Raw genomic sequence first — 25,461 nt, 5'->3', positions numbered from 1 at the left:
AAATACTTAGCAAATAAAATTGCTAGAGTGGTTGGTTTATTATTCAAATTAGTTAGTCTTAGAATTATAGAGTCCGATAATAATTACAAAAATACGAAATAATAGATTTAAAAAATTAAATTTTAACGCCTACCCTTTTTTGTTTCAAAAAATCTAGTAAATATGCCCCATAACCAGATTTAACTAATGGCAGTGCTAATTCCTCAAGTTGATTATCACTTATAAATCCTTGCCTCCAAGCAATTTCTTCTATACAACCTACTTTTAGTCCTTGACGTTCCTCTAACACCTGTACAAATTGACCAGCTTGCATCAAACTATTAAAAGTTCCAGTATCAAGCCAAGCTGTACCTCTACTTAGGATTCCTACTTTTAAAGCTTCTTTAGAAAGATATACTTTATTTACATCTGTAATTTCGTATTCTCCACGCGCACTTGGTTCGATATTTTTGGCTATTTCAACAACTGAATTATCATAAAAATACAATCCAGGAACAGCATAATGAGATTTTGGATTCTTTGGTTTTTCTTCTATTGAAATGGCTTTCAAATCTTGGTCAAATTCTACCACGCCATAACGTTCTGGATCCGAAACATGGTAAGCAAAAACCACTCCTCCATCTGGTTTTGTATTCGAACGCAAGAGTTCTTGCATATTGGCTCCAAAAAATATATTGTCTCCTAAAATCAAAGCGACATCATCATCTCCTATGAACTCTTCTCCAATTACAAATGCTTGTGCCAATCCATTTGGAATAGCTTGTTCTGCATAGCTAAATTTGCAACCTAAATTTTCACCATCTCCCAGTAGTTTTTTAAAGTTTGGCAAGTCATGTGGAGTAGAAATAATTAAAATCTCATTTATCCCAGCCATCATCAAAGTTGATAATGGATAATAAATCATTGGTTTATCATAAACTGGCATCATTTGCTTGCTCATTGCAAGTGTTAATGGGTGCAATCTTGTACCTGAACCTCCTGCTAAAATAATTCCTTTCATTTGTCTAGATTATATCTATTTATACTAATAAAAATTCAGCAACTATAATTGTGCCATCATTTTTTTTAAACTCTCTTTATAATTTGGAACGTCCGCTCCATAGATTCTCTTAACCTTACTTTTATCTAATAAAGAAAAGGAAGGACGTTTTGCTGGGGTTGGATATGCCGAGGAAGGAATACCTTCAATTTCACACTCATATCCACCGACATCTTTTATAGTCAATGCAAATTCATACCAACTAATTTCTCCTTCATTCGAAAAATTATAAATTCCTGAAGTCCATTTATCTGATAAAATAATTTCAATCATAATCAGTGCTAAATCGGCAGCATAAGTAGGTGACCCTATTTGGTCATTGACTACACTAATCAAATCCCTCTCCAACATTAATCTTTGCATTGTTTTTACAAAATTATTACCAAATTTACTATAAACCCATGATGTTCTGATAATAATTGAATTTGGATTCCCTTGCAAACAAGCTAATTCTCCTAATCTTTTAGTTTCTCCATACACATTGATCGGATTTGTTAAAGCATCTTCATCCAAAGCTACTGATGATGACCCATCAAAAACATAGTCCGTAGATATATGAATTAATTTCACTCCATTTTTAATTGAATATTTTGCTATTATGTCTACTGCTAAGTGATTAACAATATTTGCCAATTCTTTTTCAGTTTCTGCTTTATCAACTGCAGTATAAGCAGCACAATTTAAAATAATAGTCGGTTGCAATTCTTCTAATTGCGTTTGTAATAAATTTAAATCATCGAGAGTTATCTGACTTCTGTCTGCAAAAATCCATTTATTTTGAGGATAATTTGAAGATAAAATAAATAATTCTGACCCTAATTGTCCGTTTGCCCCTGTTACAAGAATCTTCTCCATTAAAATAAACTGTTACAATTCTCGATAAAAGAAAGAACCTGATCTTTTTCAGAAACTATCGCTTCCTCTAAATTCATTCCCCAATCAATATTTAAGGATGGGTCATCAAATTTAATACCTCCTTCTGAGTCTTTATTATAAAATTGATCGCATTTATACATAACTGACGCTGTCTCACTAATAACCGAAAAACCATGTGCAAAACCTTGAGGAACTAATAATTGTTTTTTATTTTCCGCAGATAATAAAATACTAAATGACTTACCATAAGTGGACGAATCTTTTCTTAAATCTACAGCAACATCAATAATCTCACCTTCTAAAACACGTATAAGTTTAGTTTGTGCAAATGGTGGGTTTTGATAATGTAAACCTCTTAAAGTACCTTTTTTTGAAAAAGATTGATTATCTTGAACAAATTCAATATTTATCCCTAAATCTTCAAATTTAGTTTTGCTATATGATTCAAAAAAATAACCTCTCTCATCTCCAAATACAGTTGGTTCTATAATTACTAAATCTTTTATAAATGTTTCTTCAATTTTCATATTAAAATATAATTCTTGTTTCTTTTAATTAAAAAAAGTCTTAATTACTTTTTCAATTCTATTTTTATCTTCATCTGTAAAATTTGAACCAGACGGTAAACACAAACCTTTTTCGAATAAATCTTCTGCAATTTTTTTTCCATAATATGGGTAATTACAAAACAAAGGCTGCAAATGCATTGGTTTCCATAAAGGACGAGATTCTATATTTGCTTGTTCTAAAACTAATCGTAAAGTTTCTCTATTAATTTTATTGTCACTATCATTTTTAAATAAAATGGTACTTAACCAAAAATTTGAAAAATAATCCTCATTAGGCTCTTCAAAAACTGTCACTGCATTTATATTTTGAAATATATTTACATAAAAATCATGTATAGCCCTGCGCGAAGCAATATTTTCTTCTAATATTTTCATTTGTCCACATCCAATTCCTGCGCAAATATTACTCATTCTATAATTATAACCGACCTCACTGTGCTCATAATGTTGAGCATTATCTCTTGATTGAGTAGCGTAAAAAATAGCTTTTTCTTTTAATCCATTTGAATAGCTAACCAGGGCACCTCCTGCTGAAGTTGTAATTATTTTATTACCATTAAATGACAAGACTCCAAAATCACCAAACATCCCACACTTCTTCCCTTTATAGCTACTACCCAATGCTTCTGCACTGTCTTCAATTATTGGAATCCCATAATGATTAGCAATAGCATGGATTTCATCTATTTTATAAGGCATTCCATATAAGTGAACTGTGATTATAGCTTTAGGTTTCTTTCCGTTTGCAATTCTATCCTTAATTGCTATTTCTAGAAATTCTGGAGAAATATTCCATGTATCTATTTCACTATCGACAAAAATAGGAGTTGCACCTTGATACATAATTGGATTTGCAGATGCAGAAAATGTCATACTTTGGCAAATTACCTCATCACCCGATTTTACACCCAATAAAATTAATGCTAAATGAATTGCAGCTGTTCCAGAATTTAAAGCTGCTATAGAAACTTTGTTACCAAAATAATCTTCTAACTTATTTTCAAAATCATCAACATTAGGTCCTCCAGATGTAATCCAAGAATTCTTAAACGCATCTTGAACATACTTTTCTTCAAATCCACTTTGTTGCGATAATGATAAAAAAATCCTTTTATTTTTCATCAATTTTCCAATAATCAGAATCATAACGAACATCATCATCGCTTACATTTGCTAATGGCAATGTAGAAAATGATATCAGTTTAGAACCTTTTTCTAAACATTGGATTGCATTAGCATAACCCGCAGGAATATAAACAATTTTACCATCTTCAGCTGATACAGATATCGTCTCCACAGGCAAATACTTTGAAGGACTCTCCCAATTATCAATTTTTACAAAATGGATTTTAAAGGCCCCACTCAGACAATAAAAATTTTTAGAATCTAATTTATGTCCTTGCCAAGCACGAATAGGATTTTCATCTGAATTACTAATGATATAAAATCTCTCAATAGTCTCAAAACTAAAATCATTTACATACGAAATAGTCCCACGATGGTCAGAAAAATTTCCTCCTTGAATTATTTTTGGAATCATGTATTTAATTTTAAATTACTTTTCTTCATAAAATAAAACTTCAAAGTATAAATCAAAAGTAATGGTATAATAATTACTATAAATAATAACATATCTTGAACTTTTTGATATAAGAAAATAACTAGAGCAGAAATTACTATCTGAGCAATTGCAAAATACAAAGCAACCAATCTGTGCTGTATTTTATATTCATTAGTTAAAATTTGATAAAAATGTAAGCGATGCGCTTCAAAAATATTTTGTTTTAAATATAATCGATGTATAATAGTAAGTATTGCATCAACACCATAAATTGCCAAAAACAAAAGCCAAATTACTGAACTTGTCACTAAAATAATTTTCAAAATCAAATAAATCACCCAAAACGCAATAGCGATACTACCAATATCACCTGCGAAGCATTTTGCTCTTTTTCTATAATTGAAAAATAGAAAGACTAAACAAGCTATCATCGCATACTTTATAAAAGCTGCATCGATAAATAATTGAATCTTCGTATTTACATATAACAACGACCCCATTACCACTAAAGTATACAAGCCCGTTATACCATTTATCCCATCCATAAAATTATAAGCATTAATTAATCCTATGGCTAAAATATAGGTAATAATGACTCCATGTAATGGCATCAAATTAAAAACGTTTAGATTATAAAAAATTAAAGTAATAGCTAAAAAGTGAATTGAAATTCTTATTTTATTTGATAGACTTTGAATATCATCCCAAAAACTGACTAAACTGACTAAAGTAATTCCTGTAAAAAAAAAGTAATTATCTTGAATATTCTGTATAAAGTATAATAACGCAGAGAACCAAAAAATAATCCCACCACCTCTTAAAGTAATTTCAATATGTGAACTTCTTTCATTCGGTTTGTCAATAATATTAAATCGATTAGCTACTTTAAAATAAAGTAACATTATAATCATTAAAAGAATTCCTAAGATTGTGTATTGCATTATTATTATTTTAAATTCCTTTTCTAGAAAGTTATATAGGTTAATTATTATTTATAAACAGTAATGACTTATAAGGAACTAATTTTAATTCGTCTTGAGTCTGTTCTCTACCGTCAATTTTTATAGCTCTAAAAAATGGAAAAATATAAAAACAGCAAACAAAACTTATTAGCCAAAGTTTTTTATTTACTAATGCTGACCGAATTATTTCTGAAACTAAAAGGATTTCAAAAATTCTAAAATAAATATAAATCCTAGTCAGTTCTGAAGATTCTGAAAAGATATTTACAAAGATGATTGAACAAATGTATACCAGCAATAAATGTTTTTGATGTAATAATTGAAATCCATATTTATCATAATACCATAAAACAATTAAACTCATAACATTTAACAACAATAACTTCATCAACGGAACTGGAACAGCAAACTTACTGGAAACATAAAACAGGTAGTGAGAATCTCTTAAAAAGAGACTCAACAAATGAATAATCCCAATTTGTGATATAATAAATGAAAGTCCCATTACTACATATAAATAACGGATTTTTATATATTGTCCCCATTTAAACAATATAAAAAAAACTACTAAAGGAATTAAACAACTGTAGTGAATTGAGATGGCTAATCCCATTAATAAAAAATATTTTATATACTTTTTATCTAATAAAAAACTAAAAGCATAAAAAGAAATTGTAACCGACAAAAATTGTCTAACATACGTAAAGGAGTAGAGAAACAAAACGGGTATTAAGAAATATAGAACTAGAGGAAGGCTACTTTTTTTTGTATATTTTCTGACGCCTAAATAAGCAAAAAGATATGTGAAAAAAGAAAAAAAGAAGAAAAGAATTTTATGATCTAGATTTAGATATCGGAAGACTTTCATTATAGCCAAAAAACCGAACTCTAATCCATTATCCCTAGTCCCATTAAGATACCAATTAGTATAATTATCATAATCCCAACCAATTCTATCTCTGAATCCCCCAATTAGAACAAAGATCACCAACAGTATTAAACTAATATTTTTTTCTTTATTGGGGTACTTATAACTAAAAAAAAATAGAACTAAAACTATCAATAATAATATTATATAAAAAATCATACTGTTAATTTATTTACCTTCTTAAGTTTCAATAATAATACAGCAATTAAAAAATTAAAATTGTTTTTTTTTAATTAATTAACTCCAATGAATATCTTTTATTTCATCATAAACTTTTTGAATACCTTCTTCTAAAGTTATTGAAGCTTTCCAACCTAAATCCTTTAATTTCGAAACATCCATCAATTTACGAGGAGTACCATCAGGTTTAGTTGTGTCTGTTAAAATATCACCTTCAAATCCTACAATTTTTTTTATCAAAATTGCCAAATCTAAAATTGAAATATCATCTCCTATCCCGATATTAACTAATCCAGAATCATTATAATTTTCCATTAAAAACACACATGCCTCAGCAAGATTATCAGCATGCAAAAATTCTCTTTTAGGGCTTCCTGTACCCCATATTGTCACTGAGTTATCTTTATTACGCTTTGCAGTAATAAATTTTCTAAGCATCGCAGGCAATACATGTGAGTTTTTTAAATCATAATTATCATTTGGTCCATAAAGATTTGTTGGCATTACAGAAATAAAATTACACCCAAACTGATCTCTATATGCATCGCACATTTTGATACCGGCAATTTTTGCAATTGCATATGGCTCGTTTGTAGGCTCAAGTTCTCCTGTAAGCATATACTCCTCTTTTAACGGCTGTGGAGCCATCTTAGGATAAATGCAGGAAGACCCTAAAAACATTAATTTTTTCACATTATTCACATAAGCCTGATGAATAACATTATTTTGTATCATCAAATTTTCATAAATAAAATCAGCTTTATAAGTGTTGTTGGCAATAATACCCCCCACTTTTGCAGCCGCTAAAAAAACATAGTCCGGTTTTTCTTCTAAAAAAAAATCAGCTACTGCTTGTTGATTTCTTAAATCTAATTCAGAAGACGTGCGTAAAACAAAATTACTATATCCTTCCTTTTTTAGTTCTCGTAAGATAGCTGAACCTACCATTCCACGGTGTCCAGCTATGTATATTTTATCATTTAAATTCATATGCCAATTTATTTCTAAGTCAAGAATAAAGTTATTCTAAATTTTCTAATTTAATATTTAATAGCAGATCTTACTTCTTTTAACATTTTTTCTTTTAAAACATATTGAAGATCAGACGCCATCATTTCTTTCACTAGTCCTGCTAAATCATATTTCGGTACCCACCCTAATTGTGTTTTCGATTTTGTAGGATCTCCAATAAGTAAGTCTACTTCTGTAGGACGAAAATATTGCGGATCAACAGAAATAACTTGTTTACCGATTTCAATTTGGTAAGCCGGATTGCTACAAGAAGTAACATATCCTTTTTCATTTACTCCCTCTCCTCTAAATTCGACATCTATTCCTACTTCTGCAAATGACATTTTAACAAAATCACGCACGTAAGTAGTTTCCCCCATAGCAATAACATAATCTTCTGCAATGTCTTGTTGTAAAATACGCCACATGGCCTCTACATAATCTTTAGCATGTCCCCAATCACGTTGCGCATCTAAATTCCCTAAATATAAACAATCTTGTTCGCCTAAAGCAATAGCAGCAGTAGCCATCGTTATTTTACGAGTAACAAAAGTTTCTCCTCGACGTGGTGATTCATGATTAAATAAAATTCCGTTACAAGCAAACATATTATAAGCTTCACGGTAATTTTTAGTTATCCAGAAACCATAAATTTTTGCTACCCCATAAGGCGAACGGGGATAAAAAGGAGAGTGCTCATCATAAAAGCCCTTTTGGTTTTTATTCTCGGCCAAACCACCATATAATTCTGATGTTGATGCTTGATAAATACGCGTTTTCTTTTCTAAACCTAAAATACGTACAGCCTCTAAAATTCTTAATGTACCAATACCGTCAACATTTGCAACATACTCTGGCGAATCAAACGAAACCTTAACATGACTCATTGCTCCTAAATTATAGATTTCATCAGGCTGCACTTCTTGAATGATTCTAATAATATTAGTAGAATCTGTTAAATCTCCATAATGCAACTTAAAATTTACATGGATTTCGTGTTGATCTTGATAGATGTGGTCTATACGTTGCGTATTAAAAGAAGAAGCTCTTCTTTTAACACCATGAACCATATAACCCTTTTCTAATAATAATTCTGCCAAGTAGGAACCATCTTGTCCTGTAATACCTGTTATAAGTGCAATTTTCATTTTCATTTATTTTAATTTCTTTTTTATCCAGAATACTATATATCATTATTTCGTAAGTACTCAACTACAGAATTTGGCTCCCAATTTAAAGAAACTTTTGCATTTGTATCATCAAAAGTTAAATCAGAAATTATTTTGTCTACCATCAAAGAATTAATTGGTGATTTATTTCCTACGAAATCTCCTAATTTACCTAAAATTTTAGCTAAACCTACTGGCAAACTTAATGGTTTTCTATTACCCATTTTACTCGAAATAACATAACTTAACTCACCAAAACTTGGATGGTTGCAATCCGTAAGATTATAAGTTCCGCCAACAGGAGCTGCTTTTATTATAAAAGAAGCCACGTCACTTATTAAAACCATACTTTTTCTTGCTTTTCCTCCTTGAATATTAAAATAGTATCCTTTTCTTATGCCTTTCAACATAGCTCCTAAATTACCTGGTGGATTTTTCCCTACTAATAATGGCAAGCGTAAAATAGTACAAATAATATTATTCTCTGCACACCATTTTATTACTATTTTTTCAGCCTCAATTTTACTTAATCCATAGGCATCCTTCGCATTTAAAGGCGACGATTCGTTTATATTTATTCCCGAATCTATTCCATAAACAGAAACTGAGCTTATAAAAACAAATTGATTAGGAACTCCAAATTTTGCAAGTCCTTTAAGTAAATTCTGAGTACCAATAACATTTACATCATGGAAATTCTTTTTTTCTTCTTCAGTTTTCGGAACACTATGTGCCTTTCCTGCCGCATGTATAACTAAATCAAATTTTTGTTTAAAGCTTGGAACTTCATTTTCTAACGAAATTTTAAAATCTCCACTAGTTCTGGACAATGTATTTATTGTATTATCATTTACTAATGCTTTAACAATATCTCTTCCTAAAAAACCATTTGCCCCTGTTATTAATATTTCCATTTATAAGTAACTTTATTGACTATACAAATTGAGCTAAACGTTTTAATATTCTTAAAGGCATTAAATAAAACGGAGATCGTAAACCATTATTTTTCCAAGCTTTAAGTATTTCTTTATTTTGATTAATTACATTTGAAATACTTTGATTTGTAGCTCCTCCAAGTCTCATTTTAATTATTAATCTATTAATGTATTTAGATTTAAAATTATGTTTTTTAAACATTCGCAACATCAATTCATAATCTGCCGCCAACTTATATTGCAAATCAAACAATCCTGCTTCTTTATATACATTACTCTTAACAAATAAAGCCGGATGTGGGGGAACATTAGCATTTTCGAAAAAATTATTATAATATTCTTTTGATTTCCAATTTCTGACAACTTTATTAGTATTATCGCTTTTTACGTATACTAAGTCACCATATAATATATCTAGCTCGGAATCATTATTAAATTGTTCCATAACAGATTCAATTACATTTAAATCTTGATATAAATCATCAGAATTAAGAATACCAATCACATCTCCGGTACAATTTTGTATACCTTTATTCATTGCATCATAAAGTCCATTGTCTTTTTCTGAAACAAAAAAACCAATTTTTTCTTTATATTCATTAATAATATTAACTGTATTATCTTTTGAATTACCATCTATAATAACATATTCTATATTTTTATAAGATTGCCCAATAACGGACTGTATAGCATCCCTAATTGTTCTTTCGTTGTTATAAACAACTGTGATTATGGAAATTTTCATGATTTGTATAATTCGTTATAGACATTTAATGTTTCTTGATAACATTTTTCCCAAGAAAATTTTTTTACTTGATTAAAACCTTTATTTATTATCTCTTCTCTATTTTTTTCAATTTTTAATACGGCTTCATTAAAAAGAGATATTTCTAATTTATCTATTAAAACACCTGCATCACCAGCAACTTCAGGAATTGATGAACTGTTAAAGGCAATAAACGGGCAACCTGCCTTCATTGCTTCCAATAAAGGAATACCAAAACCTTCATAAGAAGAGGGATAGATTAATGCGTAAGCATCATTATAGAATTCGTTTAATGTTGTATTCTCAATATTATTAAATAATTTCCAACGTCCTGGAATAAATTTATCTAAAAAAGATATTTCTTCTATTCTTAAGGCAGAACCAATGATAGTCAAATTAAAATTATCGGTTTGAGCAATAGCTTTAACAGCAAAATCAAAATTCTTATAAAATTCTCTAGATCCTATGAACAAGAAGTCATTAGATATGTTTTGCTTCTTTATAAAAAAGAAATCACTGGAAACACCATTATAGATAACATGAACTTTACTTCTATTTAAATTAGGAAAAAATGATAACAAATCATTCCTTGTGTTTTCTGATATAACAATTATTGCATCAGCCTTTTTAATAGCTTTCCCTTTTTGATAACTATGTAAAACCTTCCTTACTCCCTTATAAAACTTTTCATGAACAAAATCATGAACTGTAATTACTTGTTTAGCATTTTTATTGGTTGTCATACGATTATAACTAGAATGAAAAATAAACTTTTCCTTTATTAATTTCAGACGAATATTCATAAATCGATCTAATAATAAATCCCTAATATTTGTATTTATAATTGATTGTTCATTTATAATTAGTCGCTTACTAACGATATTATCATTTTCTCTTTCAACAAACAAAATATCAATATTATCACGCAAAATCCTTGAATATAATTCATACCAATAGGTAGAAATCCCCCCCACTCTTTGTAAGGAAAAAACAATATTATCAAATACTAATTTCATTACTAACTTAAATTTAATTATTTTATAAATACTTTTCTAAAAAGTCTTATAAGAGAAGGAATTATTAAAAAAGAAGAAATAAATATTTTAATTGGAATTCCAATTGGGTCTCGAAAGAAACAAAATGGCAGAACTGCACAGAAGCAATAATAAATATTTTTATTAATATTCCCTGTATTGTATGCTTTATATAAAAACCCAAAAAAACCTCCCAAAATGAACATAAAAATTCCTCCAAGTATAATTCCAAAATTCGCAAAAATTGAAACAAAAACACTTAACGCACCTAAAGGATTATCATAAACGGCCCATTCCCCCACCATATTTGTTAAAACCTCAGCTTTATTTTGCCAAAATAATGATGGAATAAAATTTAAAAAAGAAACAAAAAAAGAATATGGAACTGCAAATAATGGGATTACATTTTGATTAACATATGAAAATGATGAATATGAAGTAAATATTGGCTCTGCAAAAATAAAATACATCACTTTATCAAGGTCATTTCCTATCCTTATTGCACCAATTATACTTGCGGATAAAGCCCCAATAATAGGAATAAAAACATAAGGCATTAACGATTTACCACTTGTTGAAACTCTATTAAAAGCCCTGACATAATATGCAACTGCAGGAATTATAACATACATCCTTCCTCCTAAGCCTAAAAGGAAAACACTGTTTAATAAAAAAACTGCTAAAAACATATTCTTTATTTTCTTTGGCTGTTCATAAACAAAATGTATATAAAACAATAGTAGATTTGCCGTTGATAAAACACCCTGAAGGTTATCATCTTCACTATATACTGCAGAACCTTGAAAAGCAGAACCTCTTAATTTAAATATGAACACACCAACAAATAATGTTGTTACAAAAAATAAAATTCTTGAAGTTATATTTCCTAAAACTCTATTTGTTGAAAATTTAGCCGCTGGAAATTTATAGGACAAATATGACCCCGAGATAAAAGCAACGAGAACCTCTAACACTAATATTATATAAGTATAAAAATGAGAAGAATCAAGCCTATTGATTTTCCAAAGATCAATACCTGGTAATCCATCAAACATGTCTGTTTGAAGTATTATTAATGGTGAAATAAAGTAAAATAAAACTCCAAATAAGAAGAGACTATTGTGGTTTATAGTAAAAGCCTTTTTTTTAAACGTCATTAAGATTACATTTTCAAGCCATCTTGAACAGCTTTATAGATATTATTTCTTTGCTTTTTGTAAATTATGATTTTAATTAATCTACTAATCAAAGTTGTACTCATTGCCGTAAGGTACATAACTCCTTTAAAATTTTTTCTTATGAAATATATTCTATTTCTGTTTGCGTAAAATATTGAAAACGGAGAATCATTTCCTCCTGTCGAAGAACTCACTTTATGTAAAACAACTAAATTTGGCAAATACTTAATTCGATATCCTGCAACATATGCTCTGTATAAAAAATCGGTATCATCATAATACACAAAATATTTTTCATCCATAATACCAATATTTTTAAAAACATTGTTTTTTATCAGCATAAAACATGTTGGAGAATAACTACAATATATCTCTTTATCAAATTGATCACTTTCTGCACCATCACCAAAATGTTCTATAATTCCTTTATAGAGAATAAATTTACCTCCTGCAACCCATATTTTTCGGGTATTATAGTATAGGATTTTAGGTATAACAAAGTTTTCTTCTTTTGATTGTAGAAGCAAATTGCTTAATAAGTCTGAATCATCAAATTCAATATCATTATTTAACAATAAAGTATATTTAGTTCCAGCATCTAAACTAAGTTGGATACCTTGGTTATTACCTTTTGCTACACCTTCATTGTTTTCATTTTTTATATGGGTATATTCAGAAAAACCATATTTAAGGGATAAATCTTTTAATAATTGATCTGTTTCTACTGAAGGACTGTTATCAATAATAAAAAGATGGTAATCTGAGTAATTCTGTATTGAAAGACTTTTAATAAATCCATCTAATACATCATTACTATTAAATAAAACTGTAACTAAACCTGTTTCTTTCATTTCTATTATTTTAACAACCCCTTTTCTTTCATTTCGATAATAGAATCTTCAAATTTACTTTTCTGAATTTCTTGTGTAGTTACCCAATCTGTAAATATTTTTATACCAGCTTCAAAATTTAATTTTGGTTCAAAATTTAATTTTTGTTTTATTTTTGTAATATCCGCATAATTATGTCTAATATCTCCTAATCTGTAATTTCCTGAAATTGAAATTGAAACCTTAGAATTATAATTTTTCTTTAGAGTTTCAGCTACAGTAATGACATCAATTGCGTCTCCAGTTCCAACATTAAAAACTTCACCATTTGCCTCTTCTTTTTCTAGCCCTAATATTGTTGCATTAACAACGTCGTCTATAAAAACAAAATCACGGCTTTCTTTACCATCTTCAAAAACAGTAATTCCTTTTTCATTTTTAATTAGCGTTGAAAAAATAGATAAAATTCCAGTATAAGGATTACTTAAAGATTGTCCCGGTCCATAAACATTCTGATATCTAAATGCCACAGGTGCAATTCCAATTGTTGGGCACACGGTCATTACCATTTGTTCTTGATTTTGCTTAGTAATACCATATACAGAAGAAGGATGTATTTTAGATTCTTCATCAGTAGCGACTAGTTCAAGAACATCATCTTCTCCAGAATATTTTACATCAAAATCTCCTTTACTCATGAAATCATCAGTACGATGTTTTGGATAAACGAATCCTAATTTCTTCGATTTATATTTTCCTTCACCATAGATAGACCTTGAAGAAGCTATAATAACTTTTTTGACACTATGTTTTGTATTGGTTAGAATATCTAACATTATAGCTGTTCCTCCAATATTAACTTCAGTATATTTTTCTATTTGATACATAGATTGGCCTGTACCTGTTTCCGCTGCCAAATGGATAATTGCATCTTGACCTACGATAGCTTCTTGCCAATCATTTTTAGAACTTACGTCCCCTTTGATGAATTTTACTTTACCTTTTACAGATAGAAACAAAAACGATTTTCCCTCAGCATTCTCACCATGAATTTGTGGAGATAGATTATCTAAAATAGTGACATTATATCCTTTATTTATTAATTTCAAAGAAAGGTTAGATCCAATAAAACCTGCTCCTCCAGTTATAAGTATATTTTTCATTTATTTGATTTATATAAAATTTCCATTTTTATCTGTTTTCAACCACTCTTTTTTTTCAACAGAGTATCTTTTAACTATTCTTGAGGGAGAACCAACAATGACACAATAATCGTCGTAATTTTTTCCCGTGACTACTGTATTTGCTCCTACAATACAATGTTTTCCAAGTTTTGTCCCTGGCAGAATAACTGCATTATTATAAATTTTGCAGTCTTCTCCTATAATAACCGCCTCAACATCAATTCCTTGTTTATCAGGTGCTTTTGTAATATCTAAATACTGATGATTTATATCTGATATTGTTACATTAGCTGCAATAGCTGTATTTTTCATTATAACAATATTTATTGCAGAAGTTAAATGCAAATTCTGTTCAATAGTTACTCCATCATGAATTTCAATGACAGGGTCGTATGATATTCCATCATAATTTTTAATTCCTTCTATCCTGCTAAAATCTCTAATAAATACATTATTTCCAAACTTTAAATATTGACAAGAAATTAATATTGGATTACAAATAACAACTTTACTTCCCATAGATAATGTGAATGGTTTGTAAAAAACTATTGTTTTTAAAAAATGATAAATTAATTTTATTTTACTCATGCTAATGTAAGAAATTACCTTTTTTATCCGTTTTCTCCCATACTTTAGATTCAGTATTGTATCTTTTAAGGATAATAGCGGGAATTCCTCCTACAACACAAAAATCAGGTATATCACTAGTAACAACACTATTAGCCGCAACTACACAGTTTTTACCAACTGATGCTCCAATAATACATGCATTAATACCTATCCAACTTCCTTCTCCAATTTTCATTTGTCCTTTTGAAGTAATATTTTGGCACATAATTGGAGTTGAAATATCTACGAAATTATGTACTCCATCTGAAATAAACACCCTATCTGCAGTTAGCACTGCTTTTTCAATGACTATTGTTGTTGTACTATAAATTTGATTATATCGCCCTAAATTTACATTATCTTCTATTACAAGTTTGGGGTTTTCAATAACATGAGGACTTGCTGCGAGCCAAGAGCCTTCTCCAACCGCAACTCTATTACCAATATAAATGTTTTTTGGATGTTCTAGCCGTAGACCTGAAATTTTAATTCTGGATCGATATCCTAATTTACCAAATAATACTTTATAATACCAATATATCGAAACATAGTAAACAGCATTTAAAACTCGCTTTATTATCTGCCCCATAATCTAATATTTAAAAATACTTAAGAATTTTATCTCTTTCGTTATTATTATTATTCTCTATATTTTCAGTATTAAGTCCCTTAGATTTTTCATATAATTTTATATTCTTAACAAAAACATAAGTAAGCATGAGTTGACTCAATGCGATATTAGAAAATCCTGCTTTATATCTTTTACTATTTAATAGATCTTTTATAACTATCTTACTTGCAGTATAAATAAACTTGAAAAATGAAATATCAAAAGAATATTTATTTTCTAGTTCAGATTCAGTATATCGATTTATTACATTTAAATAGGAAGAAGCGGTATTAGAAATGAAGTGATGTATAAAATATTTATCTGGTAAATCATAAATTCGATCTTTTGGAACGGTTGGCTTTCCCATGCTATGAATTGGATTATCAATAAAATCAATAGCATGCTTTTTAAACATTTTAAATGTTCTAGCATGGTATAAATTATAACAAAAATCACCATAAAAATAGTTCTTTCTGTCCATACTGATAATATCGTAATTATTCGTTTCTACAACTTTTGTAATTTCTTCCAATGTCTGTTTTTCCAACATTTCATCAGCAAAAGCCCAATAAATCCAATCAGTATCAATAACATTATACAATTGATCAACTAATTTTTGATTTTCAACATAGATGTAATCTTCTTTTCTTAAAAAAATATTACAATTATATCTACGCGCTATTTCAAGGGTACCATCTGTACTGTTATTATCTGCAATTAAAATTTTACCATAGTTTTGTAAATTTCGAATTACTCTCTCAATTCTTTTTTCTTCATTATATGTAAAAACAACAAATGTTATCATAATATTTTTTTTCTATTAATTTTATATATAATCAATCCCAAATAAAATGTAATTACAAACTGAGTAAGGACAATCGGTATACCAATGGTATAAACATTTATTCTCTTTAAAATGTATAAAATCATAAATGACAAAAAGAAAACAATTAGTCCGGTTATAGAAGCAATCATTGATACTTTTGTTAAATTTTGAAGTGTCAAGTAAATTGTTAATCCTGCTATGAGAAAATTTCCTCCTTCAGACAAAATTCCAAATACAATTAAATAGGAATATTTAACAAATTCAGACTTGGTTAAAATATCAATAATGATGTCAGACAAAAAATATCCAACACACAATACTAAGAGTATGGATAATAAAGCGTATTTTAAATATATCTTAATATATGCTCCTTCAGATTTATACAAATTTGGTACAAATAACTGAGAATACACTGTCGACAAAGCACTCATTCCGCTTGTTCCTACATTTGCAACAGTTCCATAAATACCAACAACTTCTACCAGTCCTAAAGGAACAAGTATCATTCTGTATCCTTGCAATTGTATCCAGTTAACCACTGCCCCTACAGAGATAGGATATGAAAAATGTAAAATTTCTTTAGGAGAAAAAATTTTTCTTTTTTCATTTTTAAACTCTTCAAGACTTTTTATAACTAAAAATAGCATTAGTAAAGTTCCTAAGGAAGCTAATAAGATTGACACTAGAATAACTATAGCATTTGGATGAAAATAAGATTTTGCAATATAAAAAAAAACTATTTTTAAAATACTTTCTGCCAACAAAGTATAAATGGCAAATCTTCTTTTTTCAAGATTATTTATAATTCCCCTCAATAAATTTACCATGTAAGTACTTAGAGCTAAAATCATAATAACTGGTAAGACAATAATGTATTGATTATTTATCAACACACATGCTATCAATCCAATTAAAAGTGTAATAAAAGTAAATTTTCCAACCAAAATATTAATTTTAAAAAATGACCTTATAGAGTAATTATCTTTTTTTAAAGTATATAATTGTGATTGTTGAAAGTAATCTAACGGCACTAACAAAAAGGCATTCAAAGAATAAGATAAGGTAAATAAAAAGTAATAAATACCTAATTCGTATACAGAAGTGTAGTTTGTATAAATTTTCAAGAATACTAGTTGCAAAATAACAACTAATATTCTTATACTACTAACTTCAATTATTTCGGTTTTTTTCAAAAGTTTTTTTTTAAAGAATTATTGCTCCAAATATTCTCTAATTACTTTTGCTATATAATCATAATGATTTTCATTTAAACCAGGCCATACACCTAACCAAAACGATTGATTCATAATTGTATCAGTATTAGACAAATCGCCAACTACACGATGCTCAATATTAGCATAAGCAGGCTGTCTTAATAAATTACCGCCAAATAGTAAACGAGTTCCAATTTTATTTTTCTCTAAATGCTGTACCAACATGTGACGATCATTAGCATCTCCTTCTCTAAGAGTTAATAAAAAACCGAACCATGACGGTTCTGAATTTGGAGTTGGTTCAGGAAGTATGAAAACTTCTTCAAATTCCTTCATACGGTCATATAATGCTGCATAATTTTCTTTACGACGTTGTACAAATTGATCTATCTTTTTAATTTGAGAAACACCAAATGCAGCTTGCATATCGGTTACTTTCAGATTAAAACCAATATGAGAATAAGTATATTTATGATCATACCCGTAAGGTAATGTTCCTAATTGTTGACCAAAACGACATCCACAAGTATCATCTTTTCCAGGTTCACAATAGCAGTCACGTCCCCAATCACGAAAACTCTCCGCTAATTTTGATAATACTGGATTATTAATTAAAACTGCTCCCCCTTCTCCCATTGTAATATGATGTGCCGGATAAAATGAGAATGTTGAAATATCTCCAAAAGTCCCAGTTTTTTTTCCGTTATAAGTTGCACCTAGTGAGTCGCAATCATCTTCTACTACCCAAAGATTGTATTTTTTAGCGACACGCATTACTTCATCTAAGTCAAAAGGATTACCTAATGAATGAGCAATCATAATTGCTTTTGTTTTCGGACTTACTGCAGCCTCAATCATATCAGCTTTCACATTATGTGTTGCAATATCAACATCAATAAAAACTGGAATAGCTCCAAACTGAATTATTGGATTTATTGTTGTTGGAAAACCTGCGGCCACAGTAATAACTTCGTCGCCAGGCTTAATTGCTCTTTCTCCTAATTTTGGAGAAGTTAAAGCATAAAATGCCACCAAATTTGCAGAAGAACCAGAATTTACCAAGAGTGATCTATGAGCTCCAAAATAAGCTGCAAAATCTGCCTCAAATTTATTAGCAAAACGGCCAGCTGTTAACCAACCATCAAGAGCTGCATCAACTCCCATTAAAATATCTTCTTCATCTAATACTTTTCCTGTAACAGGAATGTAGTTTTCTCCAGCAATAATAACTTGCGTTGATTTCTTTTTTGCAATTTCTCTTAAACTATTTAATAGAGACTCTTCTTTTAAATTTTGCAACATATTAGTTTATCTTTAACAGTAATTTTTAATAATTTTATGTAGCTTCCATAGCTATTGGTTTTGCAAACGGTTCCATTTCAGTAATTGGCCTACCAAAAGCAATTTTTGGATAAGTATTTGTGTGAGGATCAATCATTACCTGCAATAATTGTGGCTTTTCTTCATTTTCATTACTCCAAAACCAATCTACTGCGTTTTCTATTTCATTTGAATTTTCAATTGTTTTTGCTTCTATTCCATAAGCAATTGCAACTTTAGCAAAATCAGGAGCATCATAACCCCAATAAGTAGACTGATAGCGAGATTCGAAATAACTATCCTGAAATTGTCTGATCATGCCTAAAGTCTTATTATTCAAAACTACAATTTTCAAAGGAAGTTTATTTCTAACAATTGTTTGCAATTCTTGAATATTAATCTGCATGCAACCGTCGCCTATTAAAATAACAACTGGTTGCTTGTTCAGTGCAACACTAGCCCCTATTCCTGCTGGCAATGAAAACCCCATCGCCCCCATTCCTCCTGAAGTCAAAAAACATTGGTCCTTATAAAGTTCTAAAGATTGCGCTGCCCACATTTGGTGACTACCGACATCTGCTAAATAAGCTTTTGCTTTTTTAGATTTACTAGAAAGAGAATGCATAAAAACATTAGGATTTATACCTTTTGGATCCAACTCTTTTGTATCTGGCCAAGTTTTCTTCAAGTCATTGATTTGATTGAACCATTCTTGTTTTAGAATAAAAGAATCATTAACTGCATTTTCTTTAAATTCATTAAAAAATGATTTTAAATCTGTTACAATAGGCTCACAACCTTTTACACGATTGTTAATTTCTCCTTTTTCACAATCAATGTGATAAATTTTTCGATTCTCAATAAATTTAGTGTCAGCTCCAGTTTGCCTAATATCTAAACGACTACCCAAAACAATTAATAAATCACATTCTCCAAACGTAATATTTGCCCATCTATTGCCATAACTACCAATAAAACCAGCACGTAGAGAATTATCATATTGTATTGTGTCTAATCCCAAAAGTGTCGTTATTACAGGTATTTTAGTTTTTATAATAAATTCGTCAAATGATTCCTGGCTTTTGCTCGCTTTAATACCCCTGCCTGATAATATAAGTGGTTTTTTTGCCTTTTTTATATCTTCAATTAAGCTTTTCAAAATATTAGAATCTATTTTGGAGGAGACTATAGGATTTGATTCAAAATAATTATTCTCAATTTGAACGCGTTGAACATCCATTGGAATATCAATAAGAACCGGCCCCGGTCTTCCTTCTAAAGCAATTCTAAAGGCACCTTCAAAAATACTTGGGATTTCATTAGGATCATTAACATGGAAACAAGCTTTGGTAATAGGTTTAGCCATAGAAACAATATCAGTTTCTTGAAAACCCAATTGTCTAATCTCTCTATCTCCTTTTAGTTCATGTCTGTTTACTTGACCAGTTATAAATATAGCAGGTGTTGAATCGAAGAAGCAACTTCCAATACCCGTTAGCAAATTAGTTGCTCCAGGTCCTGAAGTAGCAAGAGCTATGCCTGGCAGGCCAGTAATTCTAGCATAACCTTCAGCAGCAAATGCAGCCGCTTGTTCGTGATGCATTGTAATGATATTAATGCTCGTTTTTTGATTTAAAGAGTCTAGAATATGAGTTATCATGCCACCTGATAATTCAAAAACACTTTTAATTCCTTTTTTTTCTAAAAACTCTGCAATAAAGTCAGATGCTTTCATAATTTATCTTTTTAAATAATAATTTAAAGTATTTTGCAAAGCAATATCATAATTAGAAAATTGAATTTTTCCAATTTGAGCACTTAATTTTAGCATATCACCTTCCATATGCATTGATTGCCCGGATCTATAACCTAAAGCTCCAAAATTTAAAACAAATTCTGGATTGACAATGTTCTTTATATTTTCAATTAGAGATCTTATAGTTCTAATTTCAGTAGAAGAAATATTATAAATTCCAGACTCAATGTCTTTTACAACAATTCGCTTCATTATTTCAGCATAATCTTTAACATATAAGTAAGCGTATTTCTGCTCTCCTAAAGTAAACTCCATCTCATTTTTATTTAGCATTGAATTTATCAAAGATGGAATTAACCAATTCGAATTTTCTTTTTCGCCAAAAACCGAAAACAACCTCAACCAAATCCAATTTATATTATTTATAGAGGAAAAACTTTTTAAAATTTCCAAACAAGCCAATTTAGTAGCGGCATATGCATTTAAGGCATTTGTTTCAAAATCTTCAGATATCTTACTATTAATTGTTCCGTATTCTGCTTGTGAACCTAAAAATATTATTTTTTTAACTTCTAAAATTTTAGCTACCTCTAATAACTCGACAAAAAAAGCAACATTCTTAATTTGTTCTGTCCAATTACCCCTATCATTTGACTCAACACCAATCCAGGCAGCATGTATAATTGTATCAAAAGAATAATTTGCTAGCGATTGTAAAGATCCGTTATCGGGAATATCTACCCAAATTATTTTATCTTTAAATTCTTCGCATCTCCATAAATCAGATTTTTCACGTTTTAAACCAATTACATTAATATTATTAGAAATTAAATTTTCGGCTATATGAGAGCCTAAAAAACCAGTAATTCCAGTAATTAAAACGTTACGCATTTAAAAATAATTTAACCTGAGATTCTGTAAATAAGTTAATTTCCTCTTTATTAGAAGCAAATTGATTATACCAATCCATTGTCATACTAACAGCTTTTGCTGCATTCAGTTTTGGTTCCCAATTTAATTCATTTATAACTTTACTAATATCAAGTTTTAATAATCCTGCCTCATGAGGATTATTTTCGTTCATTTCTACTATAAACTCTCCTTTTCCCCAACTTTGAATCGCTAATTTAAGCATGTCTTCTACCGGAAGTGCATCAGATAGATAAGGACCAAAATTATAAGCCTGATTAAATTGCAATGGCGCTGCAGCTAAATTTGCCCCCAACAATAAATAACCCATTACTGGTTCTAATACATGTTGCCAAGGTCTAACTGATTTAGGATTTCTTATTATTACCTCTTTATTGGCAGTAAAGGCCTTTGCAATATCAGGAATTAAGCGATCCTTTGACCAATCTCCTCCTCCAATAACGTTACCTGCTCTTGCAACAGCAATCGCTTTTTGGTGCAGATTATGTGTTTCGCTATTAAAAAATGAATTTCTATAAGAGTCTATTACTAATTCAGCACATGCTTTACTCGCACTATATGGATCGTATCCTCCTAATCTATCATTCTCTCGATAAGGATAAAGCCATTCATTATTATGGTAAACCTTATCAGTAGTAATTAGTATTACATCACATTTTTTTTCTAAAAGCCTAACCGCATCTAAAACATTAGCTGTACCTATAACATTTACTTCAAAAGTTTCTGCTGGTATTTCGTAAGAAAGACGAACTAATGGTTGTGCAGCCAAATGGAAAACAAAATCAGGTTGAAAATCTAGAACCTCTTTCTCTAACCGTTTTTTATCTCTTAAATCTGCAATTACTGAATGACATATCTCATTTCCTTCAATAAGATAAAATAAATCATCCTCAGTCTGAGGTTCTAATGCATATCCTTTAACATCAGCACCTAATAAAAATAATGTTTTTAGCATCCAGGATCCCTTAAAACCAGTATGGCCAGTTAAAAAAACTTTTTTCCCACTATAAGTTTCTTTTAATTTTTGAAATAATGAACTTACCATGTCTTCCATTTTGCGTTTCCTGAAGTCCACATATCTTCTAATTCAACCCTATCTCTCAAAGCATCCATACACTTCCAAAATCCATTATGCTTATATGCTGACAATTGCTGATCTTTGGCAATTGCTCCCAAGGGTTCTTTCTCCCATTGAATATCTTCAACATCTCCTTCAAGATATTTAAAGATACCAGGATCTAAAACAAAAAAACCACCATTTATCCACATACCATCTCCAGCTGGTTTCTCTACAAAACTATCAACTTCTCCTAGCGGATTAATTTCTAAATTACCAAAACGTCCCGGAACTTGTACACTTGTTAAAGTAGCTAATCTTCCATGTGATTTATGGAATTGAAGTAATGCCGACAAATCAATATCAGCAACACCATCTCCATAGGTAAGCATAAAAGTCTCATCTTTAACATATTTCTGAATACGTTTTAACCTTCCTGCTGTATTTGTATGCAAACCTGTATCAATCAAAGTTACTTTAAATGATTCTGTTTCTGAGTAGTGAACATTAATATTATTGTTTGCCAATTCAATTGTTACATCTGAATTATGTAAATAATAATTATAAAAATATTCTTTGATAAAAGTAGCTTTATAACCCAGACAAATTATGAACTCATTATAGCCGTGTTGCTCAAACATTTTCAGAATATGCCATAGAATAGGTTTTCCTCCAATTTCGACCATTGGCTTAGGCCTAGCCTCAGTCTCTTCCATAAGACGAGTTCCAAAACCACCTGCAAAAATTACTACTTTCATTATATTATATCGTTTATATTTTTTTTTATATTTCTATGCAAACATCATCTGTCAAAGGGTAGCTACAGCAAAGTAAAAATTCATTATCTTTCAAGTCATGTCTAGGTTTATCTAATCCAATCATTTTTAACTTTCCAGATGTTACAGTTGCTTTACAGGTACTACAATTTCCTGTTTGGCAGGAATATGGTAATTCCATTCCTATTTCTAGAGCTTCCTCTAAAATAGAATTACCACTTGTTACAATAATCTTGTTTTTAGCTCCCTGAAAATTTAAAAATATTTCTTGATTCTTAATATCTTTAAAATCTTCCGGATTTTTAACTATCTCAAAATCTTCAGAGAAAACATTTTCTAAATTTTCTCCTAGATCTATCAATGATTGCTTTACAATATTTTTAAGTCCAATAGGCCCACATATATAATGTTGAGCTTGACCTTTGATGTTTTTCATTAAATTCTTTACAAAATCAAAATCAATTCTCCCTACAAAATTATGTGAGTCTTCATCAAAAAATTCTTCCCGAGAATAAAAACTATAGATCTTAAAACGTTCAGAATATTTTTTTTTTAATTGATGTAATTGATCTTTAAAAATTACTGATGCAGTAGTTTTATTACCATAAACCAAATAAATATGAACAGAAGGTCGATTAATTAACAGATCTTTAATTATAGAAAAAAGAGGCGTTATCCCACTCCCTACACCCCAAAAAATAATTGATTCGCGCCCCTCAGATGATTCAAATATAAAATTGCCCAAAGGTTCCTGAACCTCAATCACATCATCTACTTTTACATAATCATTAATGTAGTTTGATACAATTCCTCCAGGAACTCTCTTAACTGTTACGTCAAGGGTATTATCTATTAAAGGAGCTGAAGAAAATGAATACGGTCTAATGTACCTTCTACCATTAATTCTAAATTGGAGTGTTAAATACTGACCTGCTAAATATTTAATCTTTTTTAGACCAGGCTGTTTAAAACATAAAGTGACAGAGTCTTCTGTCTCCTTTCTAATCTCTTGAACTTTTAAAGTATAACTTTTCATTTAAACTATATAAAATAAAATACTCTCATTATTATTTCATTATCTGATTGATGACTCGTCTAACAACGATTATTAGAACTGCTAAAAAGCCAGCTAAAAAACCTCCAATTAAGACTCCTTTTGCTTTGCCGAAACGTTCTTTAGAAAGTGGCAAAATTGGTCTATCAATCACTTGAATCAATGGTGTTTCTTTTCGTAAGGTAACCTTTGCTAATTCAGATTGCTTTACTAATTCTGTTAAAATAGCTGTATTAGCCTGAACATCAACTTGCCTTCTAACTGACGGCGCTCTTCGTACATTTAAAGCAGGATTTAAATTAAAAGTATTATCATTTGCAACTGCCACGCCTGTAATAGCTCCATTAAGTTCACTTCTAATAGAATCCGTTTGTCTTTCTAAGATATTCATATTATCACGTGCTTTTTTACTTTTTGTAGCCACGTAAAAATCTGAAACTTCTTTCACTAATGCCTCACAAAAAAATTTAGCAAATAACTCATTACTAGAAGACATATCAATCGTGATAATCGCTATTTTTTTATCTTTTTGACCAACCAATAGACCTTCTTTAGACAATCTTTGATAAATTGAACCTAAAATGCTATCATGAACTCTTGTAAAATATCTACGCTTTACATTAGGCAAAAACTGAATATTAGTGAACTTATTATTAGTTCCCCAGCTATCTCTTAATTTATTAATTTCTATATACATTTCTGCCAAAGAAATACTTTTGCCATTATAGTTAACAGGAGTCAATAAGGTTTCCTCTACCATCCTACGAGATTTAAATAACTCTGTCAAATTAGAACCTGTAAAAATACTTCCTCCTCCACCTCCGAGGTCTAATCCGAATGAACTTGCTAAACCTAATGCACTTCCTAACCCTCCACCACCAGATTTTTCATCTTCTAAAGCGAATGATAAAGTTGCAGTGTAAATTGGCTTTTTAATAAATGAATAGGTTACCCCCAAAACAGCACCAATTATCCCAGCCATTAAAATAATTTTCCATTGTGACAGTAAGTATTTAACCCATTTCGTTACTTTTTCTACTAATTCTTTTAACGAAATTTCGTCATTTTCAATTGATGTATTATCCAT

The 25,461-nt window shown here is 29.8% G+C and carries 26 protein-coding genes; all 26 read right to left on the bottom strand.

All coding sequences use genetic code 11. The features are described 5' to 3' along the window. Positions 1-115: 115 nt before the first annotated feature. The 26 genes from rfbA to AC3IPI_RS09095 all read right to left on the bottom strand — a co-directional run bounded on the left by rfbA (position 116) and on the right by AC3IPI_RS09095 (position 25,461). Complete coding sequence (gene rfbA, locus AC3IPI_RS09220; RefSeq protein ID WP_489158579.1) at positions 116-1,000, bottom strand: glucose-1-phosphate thymidylyltransferase RfbA; 885 nt, start codon at positions 998-1,000, stop codon at positions 116-118. Between the two features lie 42 nt (positions 1,001-1,042). Next, the gene (gene rfbD, locus AC3IPI_RS09215; RefSeq protein WP_489158577.1) at positions 1,043-1,894 is read right to left on the bottom strand and encodes a dTDP-4-dehydrorhamnose reductase; all 852 of its coding nucleotides are present in this window, start codon (positions 1,892-1,894) and stop codon (positions 1,043-1,045) included. Next, positions 1,894-2,442 carry a dTDP-4-dehydrorhamnose 3,5-epimerase gene (rfbC, locus tag AC3IPI_RS09210; RefSeq protein WP_409415541.1) on the bottom strand — a complete coding sequence of 183 codons (549 nt, stop codon included), beginning with the start codon at positions 2,440-2,442 and terminating at the stop codon, positions 1,894-1,896. The genes rfbD and rfbC overlap by 1 nt, the downstream gene beginning before the upstream one ends. Positions 2,443-2,466: 24 nt before the next feature. Beyond that, on the bottom strand, positions 2,467-3,606 hold the full coding sequence (locus AC3IPI_RS09205) for a DegT/DnrJ/EryC1/StrS family aminotransferase (protein ID WP_489159223.1): 1,140 nt from the start codon (positions 3,604-3,606) through the stop codon (positions 2,467-2,469). After that, complete coding sequence (locus tag AC3IPI_RS09200; protein WP_409415539.1) at positions 3,596-4,024, bottom strand: cupin domain-containing protein; 429 nt, start codon at positions 4,022-4,024, stop codon at positions 3,596-3,598. Before AC3IPI_RS09200 ends, AC3IPI_RS09205 begins: the two co-directional genes overlap by 11 nt. Beyond that, a complete protein-coding gene (locus tag AC3IPI_RS09195; RefSeq protein WP_489158574.1) occupies positions 4,021-4,986 on the bottom strand; it encodes an MraY family glycosyltransferase in 966 nt (321 codons plus the stop codon). The genes AC3IPI_RS09200 and AC3IPI_RS09195 overlap by 4 nt, the downstream gene beginning before the upstream one ends. 40 nt (positions 4,987-5,026) lie before the next feature. Beyond that, positions 5,027-6,094 (bottom strand): EpsG family protein, encoded by a 1,068-nt coding sequence (locus AC3IPI_RS09190; protein WP_489158572.1) that lies wholly within the window; start codon positions 6,092-6,094, stop codon positions 5,027-5,029. 78 nt (positions 6,095-6,172) lie between these two features. Continuing rightward, positions 6,173-7,105: a GDP-L-fucose synthase family protein gene (locus AC3IPI_RS09185; protein ID WP_489158570.1), complete on the bottom strand. Its 933-nt coding sequence runs from the start codon at positions 7,103-7,105 to the stop codon at positions 6,173-6,175. 50 nt (positions 7,106-7,155) lie between these two features. Then, a complete protein-coding gene (gene gmd, locus AC3IPI_RS09180) occupies positions 7,156-8,274 on the bottom strand; it encodes a GDP-mannose 4,6-dehydratase (protein WP_489158568.1) in 1,119 nt (372 codons plus the stop codon). A 35-nt stretch (positions 8,275-8,309) separates the two neighbouring features. Then, positions 8,310-9,209 carry an NAD-dependent epimerase/dehydratase family protein gene (locus AC3IPI_RS09175; protein WP_489158566.1) on the bottom strand — a complete coding sequence of 300 codons (900 nt, stop codon included), beginning with the start codon at positions 9,207-9,209 and terminating at the stop codon, positions 8,310-8,312. 19 nt (positions 9,210-9,228) lie between these two features. Further along, positions 9,229-9,975: a glycosyltransferase family 2 protein gene (locus tag AC3IPI_RS09170; protein ID WP_489158565.1), complete on the bottom strand. Its 747-nt coding sequence runs from the start codon at positions 9,973-9,975 to the stop codon at positions 9,229-9,231. Beyond that, positions 9,972-11,012, bottom strand: coding sequence for a glycosyltransferase family 4 protein (locus AC3IPI_RS09165; RefSeq protein WP_489158563.1), 1,041 nt, complete (start codon positions 11,010-11,012; stop codon positions 9,972-9,974). Before AC3IPI_RS09165 ends, AC3IPI_RS09170 begins: the two co-directional genes overlap by 4 nt. Positions 11,013-11,029: 17 nt before the next feature. After that, a complete protein-coding gene (locus AC3IPI_RS09160) occupies positions 11,030-12,187 on the bottom strand; it encodes an O-antigen polymerase (protein WP_489158561.1) in 1,158 nt (385 codons plus the stop codon). Between the two features lie 5 nt (positions 12,188-12,192). After that, on the bottom strand, positions 12,193-13,059 hold the full coding sequence (locus AC3IPI_RS09155; RefSeq protein ID WP_489158559.1) for a glycosyltransferase family 2 protein: 867 nt from the start codon (positions 13,057-13,059) through the stop codon (positions 12,193-12,195). 5 nt (positions 13,060-13,064) lie between these two features. After that, entirely contained in the window at positions 13,065-14,201 is a 1,137-nt protein-coding gene (locus tag AC3IPI_RS09150) for an NAD-dependent epimerase/dehydratase family protein (RefSeq protein ID WP_489158557.1), read from the bottom strand. A 9-nt stretch (positions 14,202-14,210) separates the two neighbouring features. Then, on the bottom strand, positions 14,211-14,810 hold the full coding sequence (locus AC3IPI_RS09145; protein ID WP_489158555.1) for a DapH/DapD/GlmU-related protein: 600 nt from the start codon (positions 14,808-14,810) through the stop codon (positions 14,211-14,213). A 1-nt stretch (position 14,811) separates the two neighbouring features. Then, the gene (locus AC3IPI_RS09140) at positions 14,812-15,420 is read right to left on the bottom strand and encodes an acyltransferase (RefSeq protein WP_489158553.1); all 609 of its coding nucleotides are present in this window, start codon (positions 15,418-15,420) and stop codon (positions 14,812-14,814) included. Between the two features lie 10 nt (positions 15,421-15,430). After that, positions 15,431-16,246 (bottom strand): glycosyltransferase, encoded by an 816-nt coding sequence (locus AC3IPI_RS09135; protein ID WP_489158551.1) that lies wholly within the window; start codon positions 16,244-16,246, stop codon positions 15,431-15,433. After that, positions 16,243-17,460 (bottom strand): polysaccharide biosynthesis protein, encoded by a 1,218-nt coding sequence (locus AC3IPI_RS09130; RefSeq protein WP_489158549.1) that lies wholly within the window; start codon positions 17,458-17,460, stop codon positions 16,243-16,245. Before AC3IPI_RS09130 ends, AC3IPI_RS09135 begins: the two co-directional genes overlap by 4 nt. 18 nt (positions 17,461-17,478) lie before the next feature. After that, complete coding sequence (rfbH, locus tag AC3IPI_RS09125) at positions 17,479-18,783, bottom strand: lipopolysaccharide biosynthesis protein RfbH (RefSeq protein ID WP_489158547.1); 1,305 nt, start codon at positions 18,781-18,783, stop codon at positions 17,479-17,481. 34 nt (positions 18,784-18,817) lie between these two features. Beyond that, positions 18,818-20,536 carry a thiamine pyrophosphate-binding protein gene (locus tag AC3IPI_RS09120; RefSeq protein ID WP_489158545.1) on the bottom strand — a complete coding sequence of 573 codons (1,719 nt, stop codon included), beginning with the start codon at positions 20,534-20,536 and terminating at the stop codon, positions 18,818-18,820. 3 nt (positions 20,537-20,539) lie between these two features. Continuing rightward, positions 20,540-21,448, bottom strand: a complete 909-nt coding sequence (locus AC3IPI_RS09115; protein WP_489158543.1) for an SDR family oxidoreductase — start codon at positions 21,446-21,448, stop codon at positions 20,540-20,542. Then, positions 21,441-22,532 (bottom strand): CDP-glucose 4,6-dehydratase, encoded by a 1,092-nt coding sequence (gene rfbG / locus AC3IPI_RS09110; RefSeq protein ID WP_489158541.1) that lies wholly within the window; start codon positions 22,530-22,532, stop codon positions 21,441-21,443. The genes AC3IPI_RS09115 and rfbG overlap by 8 nt, the downstream gene beginning before the upstream one ends. Beyond that, positions 22,526-23,302 (bottom strand): glucose-1-phosphate cytidylyltransferase, encoded by a 777-nt coding sequence (gene rfbF, locus AC3IPI_RS09105; RefSeq protein ID WP_489158539.1) that lies wholly within the window; start codon positions 23,300-23,302, stop codon positions 22,526-22,528. Before rfbF ends, rfbG begins: the two co-directional genes overlap by 7 nt. 25 nt (positions 23,303-23,327) lie before the next feature. Next, complete coding sequence (locus AC3IPI_RS09100; protein WP_489158537.1) at positions 23,328-24,356, bottom strand: FAD-binding oxidoreductase; 1,029 nt, start codon at positions 24,354-24,356, stop codon at positions 23,328-23,330. 31 nt (positions 24,357-24,387) lie between these two features. Then, a complete protein-coding gene (locus AC3IPI_RS09095; RefSeq protein WP_489158535.1) occupies positions 24,388-25,461 on the bottom strand; it encodes a Wzz/FepE/Etk N-terminal domain-containing protein in 1,074 nt (357 codons plus the stop codon).

The sequence above is a fragment of the Flavobacterium sp. GL_143 genome (assembly GCF_057834355.1).
This window is presented reverse-complemented; position numbering and strand designations above follow the sequence as displayed.